General features: G+C 33.4%; 20 protein-coding genes. 14 read left to right on the top strand and 6 right to left on the bottom strand.

Translation table 11 applies throughout. From position 1 onward, the window contains the following. The first annotated feature begins 41 nt into the window (after positions 1-41). The 14 genes from HM987_RS19385 (at position 42) to HM987_RS19320 (ending at position 12,249) form a co-directional block, all read left to right on the top strand. Positions 42-836: a DUF4238 domain-containing protein gene (locus HM987_RS19385; RefSeq protein WP_179009704.1), complete on the top strand. Its 795-nt coding sequence runs from the start codon at positions 42-44 to the stop codon at positions 834-836. Between the two features lie 145 nt (positions 837-981). Then, entirely contained in the window at positions 982-1,710 is a 729-nt protein-coding gene (locus HM987_RS19380; RefSeq protein WP_179009702.1) for a hypothetical protein, read from the top strand. A 150-nt stretch (positions 1,711-1,860) separates the two neighbouring features. After that, on the top strand, positions 1,861-2,358 hold the full coding sequence (locus tag HM987_RS19375) for a hypothetical protein (protein ID WP_179009700.1): 498 nt from the start codon (positions 1,861-1,863) through the stop codon (positions 2,356-2,358). 187 nt (positions 2,359-2,545) lie between these two features. Next, a complete protein-coding gene (locus HM987_RS19370; RefSeq protein WP_179009698.1) occupies positions 2,546-3,352 on the top strand; it encodes a hypothetical protein in 807 nt (268 codons plus the stop codon). Positions 3,353-3,584: 232 nt separating this feature from the next. Next, entirely contained in the window at positions 3,585-4,157 is a 573-nt protein-coding gene (locus HM987_RS19365; RefSeq protein ID WP_179005700.1) for a hypothetical protein, read from the top strand. Between the two features lie 629 nt (positions 4,158-4,786). Further along, complete coding sequence (locus HM987_RS19360; RefSeq protein ID WP_179009696.1) at positions 4,787-5,152, top strand: hypothetical protein; 366 nt, start codon at positions 4,787-4,789, stop codon at positions 5,150-5,152. Positions 5,153-5,288: 136 nt separating this feature from the next. Next, positions 5,289-5,858, top strand: coding sequence for a hypothetical protein (locus tag HM987_RS19355; protein WP_179009694.1), 570 nt, complete (start codon positions 5,289-5,291; stop codon positions 5,856-5,858). Positions 5,859-6,027: 169 nt separating this feature from the next. Continuing rightward, a complete protein-coding gene (locus tag HM987_RS19350) occupies positions 6,028-6,621 on the top strand; it encodes a DUF4738 domain-containing protein (protein ID WP_179009692.1) in 594 nt (197 codons plus the stop codon). Between the two features lie 63 nt (positions 6,622-6,684). Next, on the top strand, positions 6,685-7,212 hold the full coding sequence (locus tag HM987_RS19345; RefSeq protein ID WP_179009690.1) for a DUF6933 domain-containing protein: 528 nt from the start codon (positions 6,685-6,687) through the stop codon (positions 7,210-7,212). A 166-nt stretch (positions 7,213-7,378) separates the two neighbouring features. Beyond that, positions 7,379-7,867, top strand: a complete 489-nt coding sequence (locus HM987_RS19340; protein ID WP_179009688.1) for a Crp/Fnr family transcriptional regulator — start codon at positions 7,379-7,381, stop codon at positions 7,865-7,867. A 62-nt stretch (positions 7,868-7,929) separates the two neighbouring features. Continuing rightward, positions 7,930-8,388: a hypothetical protein gene (locus HM987_RS19335; protein WP_179009686.1), complete on the top strand. Its 459-nt coding sequence runs from the start codon at positions 7,930-7,932 to the stop codon at positions 8,386-8,388. Between the two features lie 74 nt (positions 8,389-8,462). Continuing rightward, a complete protein-coding gene (locus HM987_RS19330; protein ID WP_179009684.1) occupies positions 8,463-9,065 on the top strand; it encodes a (2Fe-2S)-binding protein in 603 nt (200 codons plus the stop codon). After that, the gene (locus tag HM987_RS19325) at positions 9,062-10,051 is read left to right on the top strand and encodes an FAD binding domain-containing protein (RefSeq protein ID WP_179009682.1); all 990 of its coding nucleotides are present in this window, start codon (positions 9,062-9,064) and stop codon (positions 10,049-10,051) included. The genes HM987_RS19330 and HM987_RS19325 overlap by 4 nt, the downstream gene beginning before the upstream one ends. Before the next feature lie 2 nt (positions 10,052-10,053). Continuing rightward, entirely contained in the window at positions 10,054-12,249 is a 2,196-nt protein-coding gene (locus HM987_RS19320; protein WP_179009680.1) for a xanthine dehydrogenase family protein molybdopterin-binding subunit, read from the top strand. Between the two features lie 69 nt (positions 12,250-12,318). On the opposite strand, the gene HM987_RS19315 is transcribed toward HM987_RS19320, so the two are convergent. The 6 genes from HM987_RS19315 to HM987_RS19290 form a co-directional block, all read right to left on the bottom strand. Further along, the gene (locus tag HM987_RS19315) at positions 12,319-13,380 is read right to left on the bottom strand and encodes a bestrophin family protein (protein ID WP_179009677.1); all 1,062 of its coding nucleotides are present in this window, start codon (positions 13,378-13,380) and stop codon (positions 12,319-12,321) included. Positions 13,381-13,578: 198 nt separating this feature from the next. Continuing rightward, positions 13,579-14,880, bottom strand: a complete 1,302-nt coding sequence (locus tag HM987_RS19310; RefSeq protein WP_179009675.1) for a M20 metallopeptidase family protein — start codon at positions 14,878-14,880, stop codon at positions 13,579-13,581. A gap of 71 nt (positions 14,881-14,951) precedes the next feature. Then, complete coding sequence (locus HM987_RS19305) at positions 14,952-15,542, bottom strand: Crp/Fnr family transcriptional regulator (protein WP_179009673.1); 591 nt, start codon at positions 15,540-15,542, stop codon at positions 14,952-14,954. 165 nt (positions 15,543-15,707) lie between these two features. Further along, positions 15,708-17,183 (bottom strand): serine hydrolase domain-containing protein, encoded by a 1,476-nt coding sequence (locus tag HM987_RS19300; RefSeq protein ID WP_179009671.1) that lies wholly within the window; start codon positions 17,181-17,183, stop codon positions 15,708-15,710. Positions 17,184-17,601: 418 nt separating this feature from the next. Next, a complete protein-coding gene (locus HM987_RS19295) occupies positions 17,602-18,726 on the bottom strand; it encodes a TlpA family protein disulfide reductase (protein WP_179009669.1) in 1,125 nt (374 codons plus the stop codon). A gap of 198 nt (positions 18,727-18,924) precedes the next feature. Then, positions 18,925-19,416, bottom strand: coding sequence for a hypothetical protein (locus HM987_RS19290; RefSeq protein WP_179009667.1), 492 nt, complete (start codon positions 19,414-19,416; stop codon positions 18,925-18,927). Positions 19,417-19,484 lie beyond the last annotated feature (68 nt).

Here is a 19,484-nt window from a genome sequence, read left to right as displayed (position 1 = left end):
TAATCATACACAAAACCGTTAGCATTAATTTCAATAATAGAATGTCCATAACTAAAAAGAATCATTATAATCCATGTTTTTGGACAGCTTATTGGAATCATGATTACTACCATAATCACGAATATCGGAAATCGGCTAACGCAAGAAATCAGAAAATTCAATCATTAAATTTAAAAGGGAATAAGATTTTACCTTCAAAAACCGAAGATGTGTTTTTCGAAAAAAGAATGGGATTGGCAAACGTCTCTGAAAATGAAGTATTGGATTTTGAAAATTTCTTTACTACTTCGGAGAATCTAATTAAAGAACCATTGTTTAGTATTATTGAAAAAAATGAAATTGATTCTCTTGAAGAGAAAACGCATATTTCATCATTTATATCCGATATGATACTAAGACATTATAAAAACTTCAATGGTCTAATAGACGATTATAATAAAAAAGGAAAGCAGAAAATTGAACTTTTTATTGACTTAAAAAATGATTACTCTACTTCTGATTTTCATAAAGCCCAAATAATTCCCTTGCTTTCATCGGAATGGATTATTTATCAGTCAAAAGATTTTAAATTTCCTCTGGGAGACAATCCAATTTTAATGAACGATAAAAATATTCTATTCGCCCTTTCCCCAAAGATGTTGATAAGGATTAATTATAAAAAGAAAGTTTTGCCAGATACTGCGTGTGTTGTAAAACATAAAATGAATTACTTTACATATCGGAATTTTATGCGACGAACAATTATTTCGTCTGATAGAGAAATCATTTTTAACGAAGTAGGTGTTCTAGAAAAATGGAGAAAATCCAAAGTCTATCAAAAAAAACAGAAAAACTAATGCTAACAACGTGTATAATTCATTGCTAGTTATAGCCTACTTACGAAAGTCCTCGCGGACTTTCTATCTGTGATTTATTTGCTAACTTTAGTGCTTAAACACGCAACGAAATCATACACACAACCGTTGGCAACAATAAAAGAAAATGACAAACAAAAAACAATATTCTTTACTTTTTGTGCAAACTGTCGAACGGCTAAACAATAGCGTAAGACAATTTGTGGAAAAAAATAGTGACATTTTAGAGTTGGCAACTGACAACCCTATGGAACTTTTAATAAAAGACAAATCTAAAATATCGGACTTTCAATTTCTTATACATAGCGCTTATCAGGATAATAAAAACAAGATACTTTTCAAAGCGGATTACAATCCGACTAATAGTGCCGTAATCGGAACTAGAAAGGCAGTTACAGAAGAAAAGTCGATTTTAACTATTTTAGAACAATGGACTAATATAATCCGGTCGTATAATAAAGCAAGTTGGACACCTGAAGAAAATATTCTGAATGAATATGAGCGCGAATTTTATGAAAATTTTGAAATTCTAGATGAAGATGCTGATATAAATCCATATGAACTGGACAAACAAATAATCATACACAATTATTTTGTTAATGTAATCAAAGTCCTAAAAGCCAATGAGGAGGAAAATGCCGAATTAATAAAAGAAGCGGAAGAAATTAAGGACAATATTCCGAAAATGACTAAAAAGACTACTGTCAAAATGATTAGTCGATTTTTTGCGAATGTAAGAAAGAAAAGTCTGCCTCTACTTAAAGAAGTTCTGGAATTAGGTCGAAAAGAAATATTTAAAAGAGGAATAAAATTTTTGCTCGACAATGTTGGAGATTGGATTACACTAATCGGATAAATTACTGTTGCCAACAACGTATAAAATTAATTGCTAGTTTTAGCTTACTTACGAAAGTCCTCGCGGACTTTCTATCTGTGATTTATTTGCTAACTTTAGTGCTTAAAACACGCAACTAATCTTATACAAACACGTTGGCAATAATTTGAAATGAGAAACTTCAGTATAGAAAAAGACAAATTATTAACAGATTTAAACTCTGAAATTAAAAATAATCCGAAAAATGAAATTCTAAAATCTTTAAGTCGGACATTAGAATCCTATGAATCTGTTTTTGACCTAAATGGAGTTTTAAGCAGAATAGTTGTTGATTGTCTTGATTATGAATTGGAAATCGGAGAAAAATTAATTGAATTTGAAAACTATTTCTCTGACTTTTCGAATTCAATTAGTTCGGCTGAATTGAGACTTTTAGCGAAAAAATTAATCAAGGAAAATACACGAATTACATTTTTCGGTAAAGCTTGGTCTGAAAATACAGCTGACTGGATTTATTTTGACAAAGTACTTGACTTAAAAAAGATAAGGAATAAGTTTTCATTCGGAGAAAATATAATTGAACACCAGAATTTGGATAATAAGTCTGGATTGGAAAGCGGATTTATAGACAAAAACACTAACGAGGGAATAATGGGAAAAGTAAAATAAAAACTATTGCCAACACCGTATATAATTTATTGCTAGTTCTCGCCTACTTACGAAAATCCTCGCGGATTTTCTATTCGGTTTTTATTTGCTAAATTAGGTGATTAAAACACGCAACAAACCATATACAATCACGTTGTGTGTAATGCAAGAAAAATCGTCAAATCGAGAAAATTAGAAGAAAACAAGAATGGCAAAATGTTGGATTTGTGGAAATAAAGCAGACTCGAAAGAACATAAGTTTAAGGCTTCGGACTTAAAAAGAACTTATGGGAAAAAATTTGATTGCTATTACATACAAGAAAGCGCCACTCAAATAAATTCGTACAAAGATAATGTCCTTAAATTTCCAGAAGTAATTTGTATCGATTGTAATGTCAAAAAGACCAGACCTCACGACGACGCCTACGATATTTTTGTAACTTATTGTTTTAAAAATTACGAGTTGCTTTTAGAAAATGGCAATTTGGATTTTCAGAAAATTTACGGAACAAACTGGAGTAATGAAAAACGGAATTTATATCGATATTTTGCAAAACACGCTGGATGCAAAATTATCACTTCTGAATATCCACAAGATTTGACTGATATTTCCGATTTTATAATAGGAGCTGATAATACCCAAAAGTTTGTTTTGTATTTCGAACTGAAGATGATTATAAATGTTATTCATACATTTTATAATCGTGAAGGGAAATTTGTTCATCTTTTTAACGCTCAAACACAATATTACGGTTACTATGACAATTTAACTTTAGCAGGCTGGTTATCTAATAATTGGATTACAACAAATTGGGTTTATAGCAAAAATGTTAATCAAAATAAAAAGACAGATTTCAACAAACAAATCGAAAAACTTAATATCGTAAACTTGGACTATTATGATAAAGATTTAATGGAATCAGAAACTTTAGATGCAATGATTACACATTTTGAATTTGGAAAATTGAATACAATGGAAAAAAGAATTGAACATTATCAAAAAATAATTACGTGAAAGCACTACACACAACAACGTATATAGCTCATAGCTAGTTAGTTGATTAATCGAAAGTTCAGGCATATTTGCGAAGTCCGCCAAATTTTTTAATTTGGCTTATTGATAAAAAAAGGTAATAAGAAAATTAAAAAATTCGGCTCGTGCTTAACCGAAAATTAATTGTTAATTTACACGCTACGAGCCATATACCAGAACGTTGTGTGTAATTTAAGAAAAACCGAACTGAAATTTGAAATTGATAAAAAATTTATATTTAATTCTATTTATTCTAATAGCTTTTAGTTGCAATGACAAAAAAGAAAAAACTGATTTCAAAGAAAATAATGGACTTATAATTGAAAATAAGAAAGAACCGAAAATAAAAAACGTTTTAAGCGAAGAGAAAACTAAAGTTCAATTAGAAGATACAACATCAAAAACATATGTTGCGTTGAAATTTATCAACGACTATGTTGTGAATTGTAACAAAATGAAAGAACAAATAGGAATCGTTAAATGGGTAAATTCTAATCAGGATGTTAGTCAAGAATTTAAAGAAGAACTAAAAAAAATGATTGAAGATGCTTATAAATCTGAACCTGAATACGGACTTGGATTCGACCCGATTTTTGACGCTCAAGATTATCCCGATGACGGTTTTAAACTTGCTGAATTTGACTCTATTTCAAATTATTTGACTGTAGAAGCTAAAACTTGGAAAGGTTTTTCTATTAATATGAGGATAAAAGAAGTGAATAATAAATGGTTAGTTGACGGTTGTGGAGTAATTAACATTCCGAAAAACAAGCAAGCGGAAAGATAAAAACTACACACAACATTGTGTATAGTTCATTGCTTACCAAGTGCTTATCTGGAAAATTCCTTCGGAATTTTCTCAGGCTCGTCAAAGTTTGCTAAATTAGTAACTTAATCACGCAACAAACCATACACTGAGCGTTGTATGCCATGTGGTCAAAGAGTTACGAGCGGCATACAAAAGTTAAGGAATCAAAAAAAAAAGTTCGGAATTTTAAGAAAAAAGCTTGATTTTAAAAAACAAAACGTCGGACTGGACTCTCGTACGTAAAAGAAAAAATAAAAAGCTAAAATCGGACTATCAAGCAAAACCTAAGAAAAGAAATCCAACAACGTCGGACTGACAAGCCGTTCGGAAAATGACGATTGAAAATTTTTGCGAAGTTGGTTTTCTAAACCCAAAAGTCCTGCAATTCTGAGAACAACGTCGGAATGACAAGCTGGACTTAAAAATCAGAGCGGAACAACAAACCAAAATAAAACACGGCATACAACATTGTGTATAGTTCATTGCTTACCAAGTGCTTATCTGGAAAATTCCTTCGGAATTTTCTCAGGCTCGTCAAAGTTTGCTAAATTAGTAACTTAATCACGCAACAAACCATACACTGAGCGTTACCTGCAAGCTGAAAAAAAATGAAACCAGATATAGAAATAAACTGTCCGAATTGCCAAGCGAAAGCGAATTTTTATTCTGATGGAAATACGAATGGATATGTTATAAAGCCCAAACATATCGGAAAAATGAGTTGCGGAAATTGTGGAATGAATAGAAAAATTGAAATATCGACTGAAATGTATTTCTATCAAATTCCAATTGACGATAGAATTTTATACGCAAGAACTTTTGACAATCTATTGCGATTGAGAAAATACTTCTCTGAAAATTTGAGAATGAATTCTGACCCTGAATTGGACTTCCCTAAATCTTTTTATAAAAATCGAACAAAAATTGTTGAACTAATAGATAAACGAATAAAGCCAGCAGGTAACAATGTATAACCGCAATTACGGCGGATTCGACTACGTCCGAATCCACTCGGAATTGATAACAACAGTTATAAACCGAAAATTAACGCATATTAACCCGTAACTGACGGTTATACTAGACCGTTAGCAGCAAGTTAAGAAAACGACCGTGAACAGCATAAGCACATTAAGAACAATCAATAGAGAGTTAGCATATAATTCATTAACCGATTATGTCGGAATTGAAATCCCAATAGATATATCCAAAAGCGGAGAAGAAATTGCAGAAGAAATAAAACTTATTGTAGAAGAAAACTTAAATATTAAAGTCAAATCGAATAAAAGTAACAGTATAAAAGGAACAATTGCGAAATATGGCTTGATTGACATAAACTTTGAAATAGAATTAAAAGCTGTATCTAATTCGAATAACGGAATTCAAGTATTAAAGGAAAATGGTTGGATTGACAAAGAATCTGCTTCCGAATTTGAAGATGATTCTGTTCTTGAGGATATTGTGACTGAATTGAACGAAAATAAAAACTATTTAAAAGTTTACGCAGTTTCTACAAATCAAAAAGAAAAGTGGTTTAAAGAGAAATCATATCTATTCAAACAATTAATGAATGGAGAAAAGCTGAAGCCGAAAACTAATGATAAAATAATCACCTTTAAAATTAAGGATGTTTGCATAACTAATTATTCTGGAATCTGGTTGTGGAAATATTTTTATATGTAAATATGAATAAAAACCAGCTGCTAACAATGTGTATAATTCATTGCTAGTGATAGCCTACTTACGAAAGTCCTTGCGGACTTTCTATATGTGATTTATTTGCTAACTTTAGTGCTTAAACACGCAACGAAATCATACACAAAACCGTTACCAAACAGTTAAAAACCGAACAATGAAGCGACTTCTTATTTTAATATTAACACTTTCGATTTTATCGAGTTGCGACCGAAAAAAGTCGGAGAAATCGCAATTTGAATTTAAGCCAAAAATGGAATTAAAATCGGAAACGAAACCTGAACCTAAAAAACTGGACACAACTGTTGTTTATTGGCAAACGGATTTCGATACTATCCGAAAAAATCAAGAAGTAAAAATCGGAAATGAAATTCACCAACTTGAATTAAAAACATACTCGTTGAACGACAGCTCAATTGTCCGAATAAACGACTTGAATAAACCAATAATTTATAAAGACATATATCACGATAATGTAACTGAAATAATATTAAAAAAAGGAAACGATGTTATTCTTATATCTCAAGTGAAAAAATCGATATTTAAAGATAGTCTTGATGGCGATTTTTTAAAATATTCAGTATTGAGAAGCGTGGAATATGATTTCATACGCTCAAACAGACTTTATTTTAAAGCGGACATTGATGTGCCTGATACTGATTGGGCAATCGGAAGTGATTTTGCGATTTTTTATCAAACCAAGAAAAAAGGACAAATTGATTTTTGGAATATAAAAGACATCGAATTATAAAAAACCGTTTGCTAAATTAGTAACCTAATCCCGCAACAAACCATACACAACACCCTACGCCATTTGAGACGAACTAAAATACATACAACTAAAAAATTAGAAAAGTTAGTCAAGAAACTTATCAAGACTGACCAAAATACTGATTGCGGTATTCTTGGAAAATGGAATGCAACGGTATTTTATGTTGACCGAAAAAAATGCTGGCTAATTACAAACGGATTAACCAAATACAACGTCATTCTGACTGATATAAAATCATCTGACTTGAGCAAGATTGAACAAATTTTTAAAGATGCACTTTTCGGACAACTAATTTATGACGGAATAATGACGGATTTTGAAAACCTGGACTCAATTATTGGCGGCATAGATTTTCTACCAACTAATAATGACCGCAGCACAACTGGATTTCAAAATCATAGCCTGGAATCTCTAGATTGGTGGAAATCCGAATTTGGAAATTTAGAAAACATGCCAATAAAAGATTTGACAAACCGACTAAATACAAGTCCCATTCACATCGGAAAAGGAAGAAAAATTTCTGATTATACAAATTCGATTGACGAAATGGAAAAAATATTAAACAAATAAAAAACGCTGTCCAACACCATATAAAAACATTGCTCATTTTAGTTCTATCGCTTGGTCGTTATTTTGTTTGGTAACTTCCAAAATTTTCTATCGGAAAATCCTTGCACACAAACACGCCATAAACCATATACAACAACGCTTTATGCCATTTAATAAAAATTAATAATTGAAGAAAATTAACGTCAAAAAAGGGGAAATTTTACAAAGCAGTGGAGACTTAAATAGCTGTGTCTATCAGGTTGTTTCTGGACTTTTAAGAAGCTACACAATTGACGAAAAAGGTAGGGAACGTATCTTTATGTTTGCACCAGAAAATTGGACAATAGCGGATAGTCAACCCAAGGAAAAACCTTGCGACTTATTCATTGATGCTTTAGAAGACTCGGTAGTCGTTGTTTTAAATAAAGATATTGAAAGAGAAAGTCAAAATATTGCTGCATTTATAAAACGTATCGCTGTATTGCAAAAAAGGGTTATTATGCTAATGAGTTTTTCTGCCATTAGAAAATATGAACACTTTGAAGAAACTTATCCCGAAATTATCCAAAGAGTTACTCAAAAAATGATTGCTTCTTATTTAGGAATCACACCAGAAGCATTAAGTAAGGTAAAAAATGAACGCCAAAAAAACAGAAATAACAATTTCATTTCTTAATCTAAATTAATGCAAACTAAAAAATAGTGAAAGACATTTGCACAAACTAACATTAAAAGCAAATGAAAAATTCATCAACACTATTAAAGGTCTCGACAATACTTTGGATGATTTGGGGACTTGTTCATATTCTCGCTGGAGTCTTGACAATGAAAGGAATTTTAACCGATGACATTTCCTCCTCAGTTGTTGGAATTGCAGATGCAGTTGACCCATCAACGCTGCAAATGGACTATCCAAAAGCTACAGGTGCCGTAATTGGACAACACGGATTTAATCTGTTTTGGATTGGAATTGTGACTTTTATTTCAGCATGCTTTATTTGGAAAGGAAATAAAAATGCTATTTTTCTTGCAGCTATAACAGGTGGCTTAGCTGATTTGGGTTACTTCTTGTTTTTAGACTTAGGTGGCTATGTTAAATTTGTGCCAGGAACAATAATGACGATCATATCGTCACTTGCCATAGTAACAAGCTTCTATCATTATTTTAAAAATCGGAAAAGAATAGACAAAAACTAATTCTTTGTTTTCATTTTAACCTTGTACTTAAAATGCTTTTTTTCGTATCTTTCATTCATGGTAAATTTATTTGAATGAATAATCAACAAGATTCAACCAAAACATATAGCAGGCGCTTTTTCATTAAAGCATCATCAGCTTTTACGGCTTTAGCCTTCATACCACAAACGGTTAAAGCCTTTTACCATGATGTTAAGGAAACGTTTTTTGTTAAAAAAGAAATTATTCCGCTTTCACTCAAAATCAATGGAAAAGATTATGCTCTTAACACCGATAGTAGAACAACACTATTGGATTTACTACGTGAAAACCTCAACCTAACAGGAACAAAAAAAGGCTGTGATCATGGACAATGTGGTGCATGTACCGTTCATGTCGATGGGAAACGTGTTTTAAGTTGTCTTACCCTTTCAGCCACATTACCTAATAAAGAAGTGACCACCATTGAAGGCTTAGCAAATGGTGATAATTTACACCCCATGCAAGAGGCGTTTTTAGAACACGATGGCTATCAATGCGGTTACTGTACCTCTGGGCAGATTATGTCTGCCGTGGCTTGTGTAAACGAAGGTCGAACTACCTCAACCGAAGAAATAAAAGAATTTATGAGCGGCAATATTTGTAGATGTGGTGCCTATAACGGCATTACCAATGCCATAAAGAGCGTTGCCAAATGAAGCCATTTAAATTCCATAGTCCAGAAACTGCTACAGTTGCATTTCAACTTGCAGAAAAAAACAGTCAATATATTGCAGGTGGTACCAATCAAGTGGATTTGATGAAAAAACATATCAATGAACCCAACATAGTCATTGATGTAAAGGACGCATTATCCAATACTATTGAAATCAAAAAGAAAGGAGTTCATATTGGTGCATTGGCTACTAATAGCGATGTTGCTGAAAACAAAAGCATAAAGGAAGATTATCCCTTAATCGCTCAGGCGATTTTGTCTGGCGCTTCGCCACAGATACGAAATATGGCAACTACTGGAGGTAATCTCTTACAGCGGACGCGATGTCCTTATTTTTACGATACCGCCATGCCATGCAACAAACGAAAACCAAATAGTGGTTGTGGTGCTTTAGATGGACATCAACGTATGGCAGGAATTGTTGGTACTTCTGAAAATTGTGTTGCTGTACATCCTTCTGATTTTTGTGTGGCATTAGTGGCTTTGGATGCAGAAGTAAACATCATAAAACAAGACGGAACGGAAGACACTATAGCGTTCGAAGATTTTCACAGATTACCAGGAAACCAACCGCAAAAAGACACTAACTTACCAGAACAGGCCTTGATCGTCTCTGTTTTTATTCCAAAAAAAAAGTTTAAAAATAATGTGGCCTATGTAAAAGTAAGAGAGCGTGATTCGTATGCTTTCGCTTTAGTATCTGCAGCCGCAGCTTTAGAGTTGAAAAATGGACAAATCAAAAAAGCACGACTAGCCTCTGGAGGTGTGGCGCACAAACCTTGGCGTTGGAAAACCTCAGAACGTTTTTTAAAAGGCAAGCAAGCCAACCGAGCCAATTTTGAGGAAGCCGCGCGCTTAGCTGTTGCAGAAACACAACCCTTACAAAACAATACTTTTAAAACAGCCTTGCTGCAAGGCGCAATTACTGAAGCCTTACTCCAATGCCTTTCTAACTCATCCACAATTTAATTATGCTAGATATTTTCAACATAGATAAACAGCAAAAAGGTCGTATAGAAGGTATTGCTAAGGTTACGGGAAAAGCAAAATATTCTGCTGAATATGATATTCCAAATTTAGCACATGGTGTTTTAGTTGGCAGTACAATTGCATCAGGAACTTTAGTAAATCTTGATATTGAAGAAGCCAAACAAGTCCCAGGAGTCATTGACGTACTATCATATTGGAACAAACCTAAAGTAGCGGGTTTAGATGATGAAAGTAAACGGAAAGAGGCTTTTCCGCATCACACCTTTTTTCATCATAACACGATACAATACAACGACCAGCCCATAGCTTTGGTTGTCGCCGAAACTCTAGAGGATGCGACCTATGCTGCCACATTGTTGAAACCAGAATATGCCAAAAATGAATTTACCGTTGACTTTAAAACTGAATCCAAGTCATTTCTTGTTGAAAATACAGGCCAAATCCGCGGTAAAGAATCCCTATTAAATAATGCTGACTATAGTGTTGAACAAGACTACACCATCGCCATGGAAGTCCATAATCCAATGGAAATGCATGCGACAATTGCCCAATGGGAAAATGATGGCACTTTAAAATTGTTTGATAAAAGTCAAGGCGTCAATGGTGTTCAAGGAGCAATTGCAGGTTTATTTGATATGCCGCAAGAAAATATCATCGTTAATAGTGAGTATGTTGGCGGTGGCTTTGGCGCAGGATTGCGTGTTTGGTTCAATACGGTTGCTGCTGCGATGGCAGCAAAGCAATTACAGCGTCCCGTGAAAGTGGTACTGACGCGTCCGCAAATGTTCACAATGGTTGGTTACCGTCCAGAATCGTGGCAACGGGTAAAAATTGGTGCCAATGCTGATGGTAAACTTTTAGGCATCAACCATCAAGCGAAACACAATCAATCGCAATCCAAAAGTTTTGGTGAAGGCATTACTGGGATTTCGAGAAAAGTATATGCTTTTGAATATTTAAAAACAGAGCGTGCTCGAATTCCGCTGCACCTATCGGTTCCAACTTGGATGCGCGGTCCTGGTGATTCCACTGGTACTTTTGCTGTGGAATCGGCTTTAGATGAGCTTTGTTACAAAATGGATTTCGACCCTGTTAAACTGCGTTTAAAAAATATTGCACCACAGGATATGGAATCCGGAAAACCATGGTCAACACATTATCTCAATGAATGTTTAGAGCGCGGCGCAAAAGAAATCGGTTGGGAAAATCGCCCAAAACAACCTAAACAATTAAAAGACGGAGATTGGTACACCGGTTATGGAATGGCGGTTGGACTTTGGAATGCTATGCGCAGAGGTTCTGGAGCATCTATAGAAATGAATTCTGAAGGCGATATTATTGTACGCACTGCAATGACCGATATTGGTACAGGAACAGGACAAGCTATGGTGAATATGACCCATAGTTTTACAGGAATCCCAAAAGATAAAATCAAAATTGAACTTGGAAATTCGCTACATCCAAAAGCTGTAACTCAAGGCGGAAGCTGGGGCTTGGCGTCACTTAGTGGTGCAATTGATGCTGTTTGTACTGCTCTTAAACAGAAATTAGGAAGTTATGCCTACGGTAATTCTGAAATTACAAATATGGAGGCTATAAAGCTGACAGATATGGGTATTCAAACTGGAGCAAACACTGATTCGTTTATGTCGTACGCAGATATTTTCAGTAAGAATGCGTTGGATAAAATTTATGTTGAAGAATATTCCAGTCCTGGCAAAAAAGCAGAAGATTTTGCGTTCTGTTCTTCAGCAGCACATTTCTATAAAGTAAAAGTCAATACACTTACAGGTAAGGTTAAAATGGAGCGCATGGTCATTGTGGTTGATGGTGGCAAAATAGTAAATCCCAAGGCTGCTGAAAATCAAATTATTGGTGCAGGCGTAGGAGGCGTCGGCATGGCACTTACCGAAAAACAAGACATCGATTTTTCCACTGGCCGATTAGTTGGCAACGACTTTGCTGGCTATCACGTTCCTGTTAACGCAGATATGCCAATGATTGAAGTATCTTTTATTGATAAACCTGATTACAACAGAAATCCAATTGGTGCCAAAGGCTTGGGCGAAGTAGGTCTTATTGGTTCTGCTCCTGCCATAACCAATGCAATTTATAATGCTATTGGTAAACGGTTTACCAGCTTACCTATAACTCCTGATAAGATTTTAGTTTCTTGATTTTTGATAGCTGAAATTAGAATTCATCAAAAAAACGCGAAGGTCATACCAAAATAATGGGTTGGTTACTTACATCTGCGTATCATAAATCATAGGAAACTGTTTTGGAATGTCTTCCAATGCTTCCCCTAAATTTTGTCTTAAATCAATTTCAATGCCACGGGCCATAGTAGAAATCGGAACATCATTTGCCGAGCCTTCAAACGGGTTTTCGCCTGTTCTACCAATACGCTCCATAGTATGGAAAACCCAAGCTACACTGACATAAAAAGGAATTGAAAGCCAAATAAAAAGCGCGCCAATTGTAGCATGGGACGCACTGATATCATGTCCAATTTCAGCAAATTGCGGTACAATTGCCAATGGCAATAACAACACGAAAATCCACATGAAATAATGATTTAATGACGCAAATTGTCGTGGATACGGAAAATTCTTAATACGTTCTGACTGTCCTTGTAGCGTGAATAATTCCTGTAAAACACTTTCTAATTCCAAAAAGGAAAATTCCCAGATCATATGCTTTTCTTTCAATCTTTGAAGATGATGTGACTGCAAATAAAGCACGGCAGTTTGCTTATTATTTTTGCTCATTACGTATTCTAAATCTTCTTTAGAAAGATAGGGTTTCATATCGTCTTCAACTGTGGAATTCCATTCTGGTGAACTCAATTTTTTACTCCATTCCTTGTTGGTTTTTTCTTTCATCACGGTTTCCCAAGGTTTAGAAACGCGCATGGCATGCCTTAAGGCTGTCATCCATGCAATGTGTCTGTAAGTCAGTGTTTTTATTTCGTCTTGTAGGATGTCTTTAGGTAGTTTTTCTGCGGCATAGTCATTGTTTACCATATCTTGAACATACATTCCAAAGGTTCTCGATGTATTTGTAATGCCTCCCCAAATTTTCCGTGCTTCCCAGATCCTACCATAAGCAGAATTATTTTGAAAACCAATAACGAAAGCTACAGCTGTACCAATTAAAGCTAAAGGAGTCCACGGAATCTTTAACCATGCTAAATCAAAAAAATAGTATAAGGCTACCACTGCTGTTATAATGGCGATAAACAAAAAGGTCTCAAAACGCGTCCATTTTGCCATATCCTTTATTTTGAAAACTTTTCTTGTGTACATATTATTTTTTAAATTTTACAGATTTTATACCTTCAATCACGAAGGTACAAGCATCTAATTTAGTAAATAAAACCGAAAGTAGATACCGTACCTTTGGAAGTTTTCCAACTCAAAGTCGGGAGTGGTATACAACTAAAGCTGTAAAAAATAATGGCTTTTACTTGTTTTTTTGCCAAAGTGCTTTGTTGAGCAATAGCTTCAATACTTAAGTCTTTCTAAAATCATTGATGAAAAAAAGTTTACCCCAGATTTTATGCAGTTCTCATCTACCCCAAAGCTTGGCGAATGCGGCATTGAAACTATTCCCTTTTCAAAATCTGAAGCCCCTAATAGGAAATAAACACCTGGAATTTCACGTTGGAAAAAAGCAAAGTCATCACCACGTCCATCTGGTATGGCTCCATAAAGTGGAAGAACATTTTCATTTCCGTAAATATCACTTATTGCGGACAATGTAGCTGAAGTTAATTTTTCATCATTAAGCACTAGAGCCGTTTCGTAATAGAATTTACTATCAATATACTGTGTTGCATACTCAGAATTTTGAAATTTCTCTTTTATTTGTCTTAATGTCAATTCCAACTGAGTATCTTTCTCAGCACTTAAATAGGCCTTTATTGAAATTTCATTACCAGTTTCTTTAACGGTAATCTTAGGGTTAACTGTAACATAGTCTTTGAATATGGTGTTTGGACTTCCTAATCCTATATTTGGATCTAAAAGATTTCTATTATCCCAAAATTTACTGTCAGCTGCAATATTCTGAAGGTTTAAAAGAAGCTCTTTTGTATAGTTTATCAAGGTGTCTTTTTCCTCCGTATTTTTTAATGTTATTTCAATGCCTTTATAGTCGGCATAAGGATTTCTTGACTTGGTAGAAATAATACCCTCAGACATAGGCGCAATGTGTAATGCATATATCTCTTCTGGATCAATAAAATTGAGCAAGCCATCATCTATCATTGCTTTAGCACCTACCCAATTTTCTTCGGCAGGTTGAAATATAAAATATACAGTTCCAGTAAGGCTATCTTTTAAGCTTGTCAATACTTTTGCCATGCCCAACGCAATAGTTGTATGCACATCGTGTCCGCAAATATGTCTTAGGCCTTTATTTTTTGATAAAAAATTAACTACATCCGGATGGTTAGATTCAAGAGCATCGATATCAGTCCTCCAAGCAATTCGTTTACCTTTTTTATTTGTCCTTAAAATACCAACTACACCATAACCACCAATATGGGTATGCACTTCTAAGCCTAAAGATTTTAAGTAAAGCGCAATTGTTTTTGATGTCCTTTTCTCTTGTTCTGCTAATTCTGGATACATATGCAAGTCTCTCCGAATCTTTACGAGACTATCAAAAATAAGGTTCGTTTGTTCTTGAACTAATTTATGAATGCTGGTATCAACTATTTTGTTTTGTCCTAATATAGAACATGGAAGAAAAGCTAATTGTATAACAAATACAACTTTGACGAGTTTTTTATTTAAAATCATTTTTACAATATTTTTTACATTGCAAAGATGCGTTTCAGCATTAAGTTATACCTGACACATATGTGACAATCTTATTTTTTTACAATTTTATTTCGTATTCTACTCAGTGATTGTCTTTCAATGCCCAAGTATGACGATAAATGGGTTAAACTTATCCTATTAATGAGATCAGGATTTTCGTCCATAAAGTTCAAATACCTTTGTTCGGCATTTTGGAATAAAAAGCTTTCTACCCTATCTGTTTGCACCATCAAAACATATTCGGCAGTTAATCTACCATACCTTTCGTTATTTTTAATTTTTTTATACCCTTCTTGAATATCTACGTAAGAGAGTTCAATAATTATCGATGGTTCAAGACACTCCATATAGTACTTGGTTGGCTGTTGTCTTATAAATGCAGGATAATCTGTAGCATATTCATTTTCTTTAATAAAGCCTGTGGTTATTTTATTTCCTTTTTCGTTTATATAATACCGCCTCAATAATCCTTCACAGACAAAACCCATGTTTTTTTGAATTTCTCCACTCTTAAAGAAGAAATCTTTTTTACCAAATTGGTTTATGATTAATTGTGTTCGTAAAATTTCTAATTCCTCTGAACTTGAATGTGGAAATAATTTGAGATATGATTCAATATGTCTTTTAAACTCTTCTTTCATTTCTAAATTCTATTATTTAGCTTTTTGCGAAACGGTCTCCTATGAGTAGTTTCTTGATTGAGCGATTAACTTTGCTGGTACACACCATATGGAAAATCCGTGAAGATTTTTAGAAGTAAGCCAGAACAAGCAATTACTTGTAGCCCTTATTGGCCTTTCATTATTTTATTTCTTTTTTATCCATTCTGTCGATTCGCCTTGTTTTAAAACACATTTGCTAATAGAGCCATCATTATTAATAACAAATTCAATTGTAGCTTGTGGTTTTACAATATCAACTACAAAAGTAGCATGCGTCAAGGCTGTCAATTTAGAACTCCATTTACCTTTCTCTGAAAGAACAAGCTGTCCTTTCTTTAGGCTAACATTAACTTCTCTGTTTTCTAAAATATATGTTCCTTCGTATTTACTTAAATCGATATCATCAAGGTTCAATTCTGGTGAGACTACTAATTTTTCAAATCCTGCCCAATTATATACTTTTACAACGCTTCTTATAATTTCTTCTATGATTTCTGTGTTAGTACCATTGACCATAATGACCACACCATTTCCGTTTTCTACACTGAAATAGAACTTTCCTCTATAGCCTCTATTTGAACCTGAATGCTGTAAATATAATTCTCCGTTTTCATTCTCTGTAAATAAGCCTAATGCGGAGTTGCTATTTTTTAAAGATGGTTCTATTAGTTCTTCAGTTGATGGTTTGGAAAGAATTTTCCCTGTGTCGTTTTTTAAGCTTAGTTGAATATCAATAATTAATTTTGCCAAATCTGTAGGTGTTGTCCATAATCCTGCTGCCGCAGATTCGGGATATATATTGTACTTATTCTTTAGAGGTTTGCCATTTTTTGAATGTCCATAAGCTAAATCCTTTGGATACTTATCAAACTCCATTGAGTAGAAAGAATTAGTCATTCCTAATGGTGAAAAAATATTTGTATTCGAAAAATGCTCATAAGTAGAATTTGAATTGTCCATAAGAATCAGTTGAGAGATGGTAACTCCTCCACCAGAATATTTAAATTCTTTATTTGGTGGGAGATGTTGCTCTACTCTGTCCGAATTTGCTGGTTTACTTCCTTCTAAAGTTTGAATTATGGTTGGAAGGTTTTTTGAATTTTTATATCCATTAAATCCGTGAGTGGATAAGCCTGCTGTATGGCTTAATAGTTGACGAATTGTAATCGGGATGCTATCACTATTTTTAGTGTAAGGAAATCTCCATGAGGTCAAATAATTATTAATATCCTCATTTAAATCTATTTTTTTCAATTCCACTAAATTCATCAAGGCTACTGCATTAACAAATTTGCTCATTGAGGCAGCCTGAAAAACAGTTCGTTGTGTCACGTTTGGTGTTACTTTACCACCAGTTGAACCATATCCTTTCGCCCACTCAATATCATAGTTGTTGATTACTGCAATGCTAAGTCCAGCAACATTGTATTTCTGCATCTGCTTTTCAATATTCCAGAGCGATTCGCCTTTATTTAAGACCAAAGGACTGAGACTATTTTCAACTTTTTCTATTCTTTGCTGAATTGTATCAGAATCAAGAATCTTTTTTGTCTGTGAAAAACTAACAATGCCAATGTTGCAAGTAAAAATTAAAGTGATTAGTAGTTTTTTTAATTCCATCAAAAAGTTTTGACTTTAACATCAAATATTATTCCGTATTGTCTAATCCTGAAATATAGCTACAGGTTAAAATTGTCCCGATAGCTATCGGTATAACGGTGTTTTTAAATACATCATATTATGTGTGTTATCGTTTAAAGATAAATGTAATCTTATTCAATTGTATAATTTAATGGTATTTTTTGTTGCTCGTTTGGAGGGAGCAATATTTATAAAAGTTTGGTCGAGATATGATTGTAGTCATGGGAAAGCGTAAAAACCAGCCTTTGCAATAGCTAAATCGGGATTGGTATACGATGCAGAATATAAAAGTAAGCTAGTAAAAAATTAAAGGGATTTTACTTGTTTTTTAGCACATTGCTTTGTTGTGTGCTGGCTTTATTAATTTTCAGCTAACAAGAATCAACATCTTTAATTATCAATCCAACTTTAAACTTAAGAACCTTTTCAATTTTTCGGATGTCATATTCTTTTCTATTATTTCACCTTCGTCATTAACTAAAAATGTAGTAGGGAAACTGTTTATGTTCATTTTTTTTGTCTCTACTCCGTTTTCATCCAAGTAGTGAATCCAGTTAAATCCCTTTTCATTAATAATAGTTTTCCAATCTTCTATTTTACTTGACTTGTCAACAGAGATGCTAACAATTTCAAAACCTACGCCTTTGTATTTTTCATAGATTGGAATATATTTTGGCATTTCCAGAAGACATGGACCGCAATTAGAAAACCAAAAATCAATTAGAATATACTTACTATTATTTAGGCTACTTAATTTAAACTGAACATCTGCTAAACCAATATTTTTAAGAGATAACTCTTTATTTTGAATAGAAAAATCCCTTCCTTCTTTTAAACTAGTCTCTATATTTTTAAATAATTCTGTTTTTTTAATTTCATTTGAAAAAAGAGGCATAGATTCATCATATAGTTTATTGTATTGTTGACTTCCAAAAGAAAAATAGTTTGCAATTAACCATAGAGGAACGTAAGAATTAGGATTTTCATTAAGAAAATCGACTATTAAAGTATCTCTAATAATACTAAATTTTCTTCTTTCGTCCACTGAATCGGCTTTAGACCGTAAATTTTCAATTGAGTCTAATCCTTCCCTTTTCAATAATTCATATTCTTTCTGGGTTTTAGATTTTTTATTATCCGATACAATGACTTTTGTATCTTCATTTAAAAAACTCACAGAGAGTTCTGTAGAACCGTTATCAATAAAAAATTTATCTGATAAACCGATATTATCATCAAGAATATCAAACATTACAGGATGTGATGGTTTATCGCCCTTGAACTTAACAATACCATTTTGAATTGGCTCTTTAAACAACATTGTATAAGTAGAATCTAAAAATTTTTTAGAAACAAAGCTTGGATACATTGACAAAGAGTCCGTCTTTGATTCAGTTTTAAGGACAACTTCAAATTCATTTTTCGCGATTTCAAATTCACAGTTAGATTCTTTACAAGAAAATATAGTCAGTGAAATCATAGTTATCATTAGACTTTTTCTTACGATTTTACTGTTTTTCATTACATTAAAAAAGTCTATCATATTTATATCTTAATTATTGATTAGTTCCTCTGCGCTTCTTTTGAACTCCTGATTTACTTGCGCATAACGTGTTTGTATAAAAAGAGTTCCGGGTTTACTTGCGAGGATTTTCCGAAGGAAAATCAGACGTATTAAAAGTGCAACGACCTTTGATTAAGCCTAAAATAGCAATTATTTTTATACTGTGTTAGCCTCAGTTTTTCTTTTATTCAGTATTATTTCCTTATCGGATTTATTACAAAGAGCAAATCTTAATTTAAAGTCAGATTCAGCATAATAATACAATTCGTTTAGTCGCTTAGGAATTCCGTTTTCAAATTCAATTATACAACTTGTTTTATATCCAAGGTCAATAATGTTCAGAGGAAGCATTCCATTCCACATAGTTTGCTTAATAGTCGATTTCACTTCAATTCCACCATTAGGGTCATTTAAGTCAATCAAAAAGTCAAAACTTGCAGGAATTTCCAATTCAAACATTCCGTGACCATTATAAGTGACTATCTCATTCTCAGTTTGTGTCCAATTGAGATAGTTTAGCATTTCTTTTGTATTCTTATCTGCTTTGTCAAATTGATTTATTATTTCCTTTGTTGGAAGCAATTCTTTTGTCAATAAACAGAGAATTGGAACAAATTTATCTTCTATTAAAATTTTGTCGTTTTGCATTCAGCTTAAATTGTGGCTAACGTTTTGGCTATGCGCAGTGTCCCATAGGGCATTGCGTATAGGTTTTT

It is taken from the genome of Winogradskyella forsetii (genome assembly GCF_013394595.1).
Classification (GTDB): domain Bacteria; phylum Bacteroidota; class Bacteroidia; order Flavobacteriales; family Flavobacteriaceae; genus Winogradskyella; species Winogradskyella forsetii.
The sequence above is the reverse complement of the archived record's forward strand: the minus strand, read 5'-3'. Positions and strand labels throughout refer to the sequence as shown.

Bases quoted from the DNA above. Each gene is read 5' to 3' on its own strand.
- HM987_RS19325 (WP_179009682.1), top strand. From the start codon at position 9,062: ATGAAGCCATTTAAATTCCATAGTCCAGAAACTGCTACAGTTGCATTT.
- HM987_RS19335 (WP_179009686.1), top strand. From the start codon at position 7,930: ATGAAAAATTCATCAACACTATTAAAGGTCTCGACAATACTTTGGATG.
- HM987_RS19290 (WP_179009667.1), bottom strand. From the start codon at position 19,416: ATGCAAAACGACAAAATTTTAATAGAAGATAAATTTGTTCCAATTCTC.
- HM987_RS19295 (WP_179009669.1), bottom strand. From the start codon at position 18,726: ATGAAAAACAGTAAAATCGTAAGAAAAAGTCTAATGATAACTATGATT.
- HM987_RS19305 (WP_179009673.1), bottom strand. From the start codon at position 15,542: ATGAAAGAAGAGTTTAAAAGACATATTGAATCATATCTCAAATTATTT.
- HM987_RS19375 (WP_179009700.1), top strand. From the start codon at position 1,861: ATGAGAAACTTCAGTATAGAAAAAGACAAATTATTAACAGATTTAAAC.
- HM987_RS19350 (WP_179009692.1), top strand. From the start codon at position 6,028: ATGAAGCGACTTCTTATTTTAATATTAACACTTTCGATTTTATCGAGT.
- HM987_RS19360 (WP_179009696.1), top strand. From the start codon at position 4,787: ATGAAACCAGATATAGAAATAAACTGTCCGAATTGCCAAGCGAAAGCG.
- HM987_RS19300 (WP_179009671.1), bottom strand. From the start codon at position 17,183: ATGGAATTAAAAAAACTACTAATCACTTTAATTTTTACTTGCAACATT.
- HM987_RS19310 (WP_179009675.1), bottom strand. From the start codon at position 14,880: ATGATTTTAAATAAAAAACTCGTCAAAGTTGTATTTGTTATACAATTA.
- HM987_RS19330 (WP_179009684.1), top strand. From the start codon at position 8,463: ATGAATAATCAACAAGATTCAACCAAAACATATAGCAGGCGCTTTTTC.
- HM987_RS19385 (WP_179009704.1), top strand. From the start codon at position 42: ATGTCCATAACTAAAAAGAATCATTATAATCCATGTTTTTGGACAGCT.
- HM987_RS19315 (WP_179009677.1), bottom strand. From the start codon at position 13,380: ATGTACACAAGAAAAGTTTTCAAAATAAAGGATATGGCAAAATGGACG.
- HM987_RS19320 (WP_179009680.1), top strand. From the start codon at position 10,054: ATGCTAGATATTTTCAACATAGATAAACAGCAAAAAGGTCGTATAGAA.
- HM987_RS19370 (WP_179009698.1), top strand. From the start codon at position 2,546: ATGGCAAAATGTTGGATTTGTGGAAATAAAGCAGACTCGAAAGAACAT.
- HM987_RS19380 (WP_179009702.1), top strand. From the start codon at position 982: ATGACAAACAAAAAACAATATTCTTTACTTTTTGTGCAAACTGTCGAA.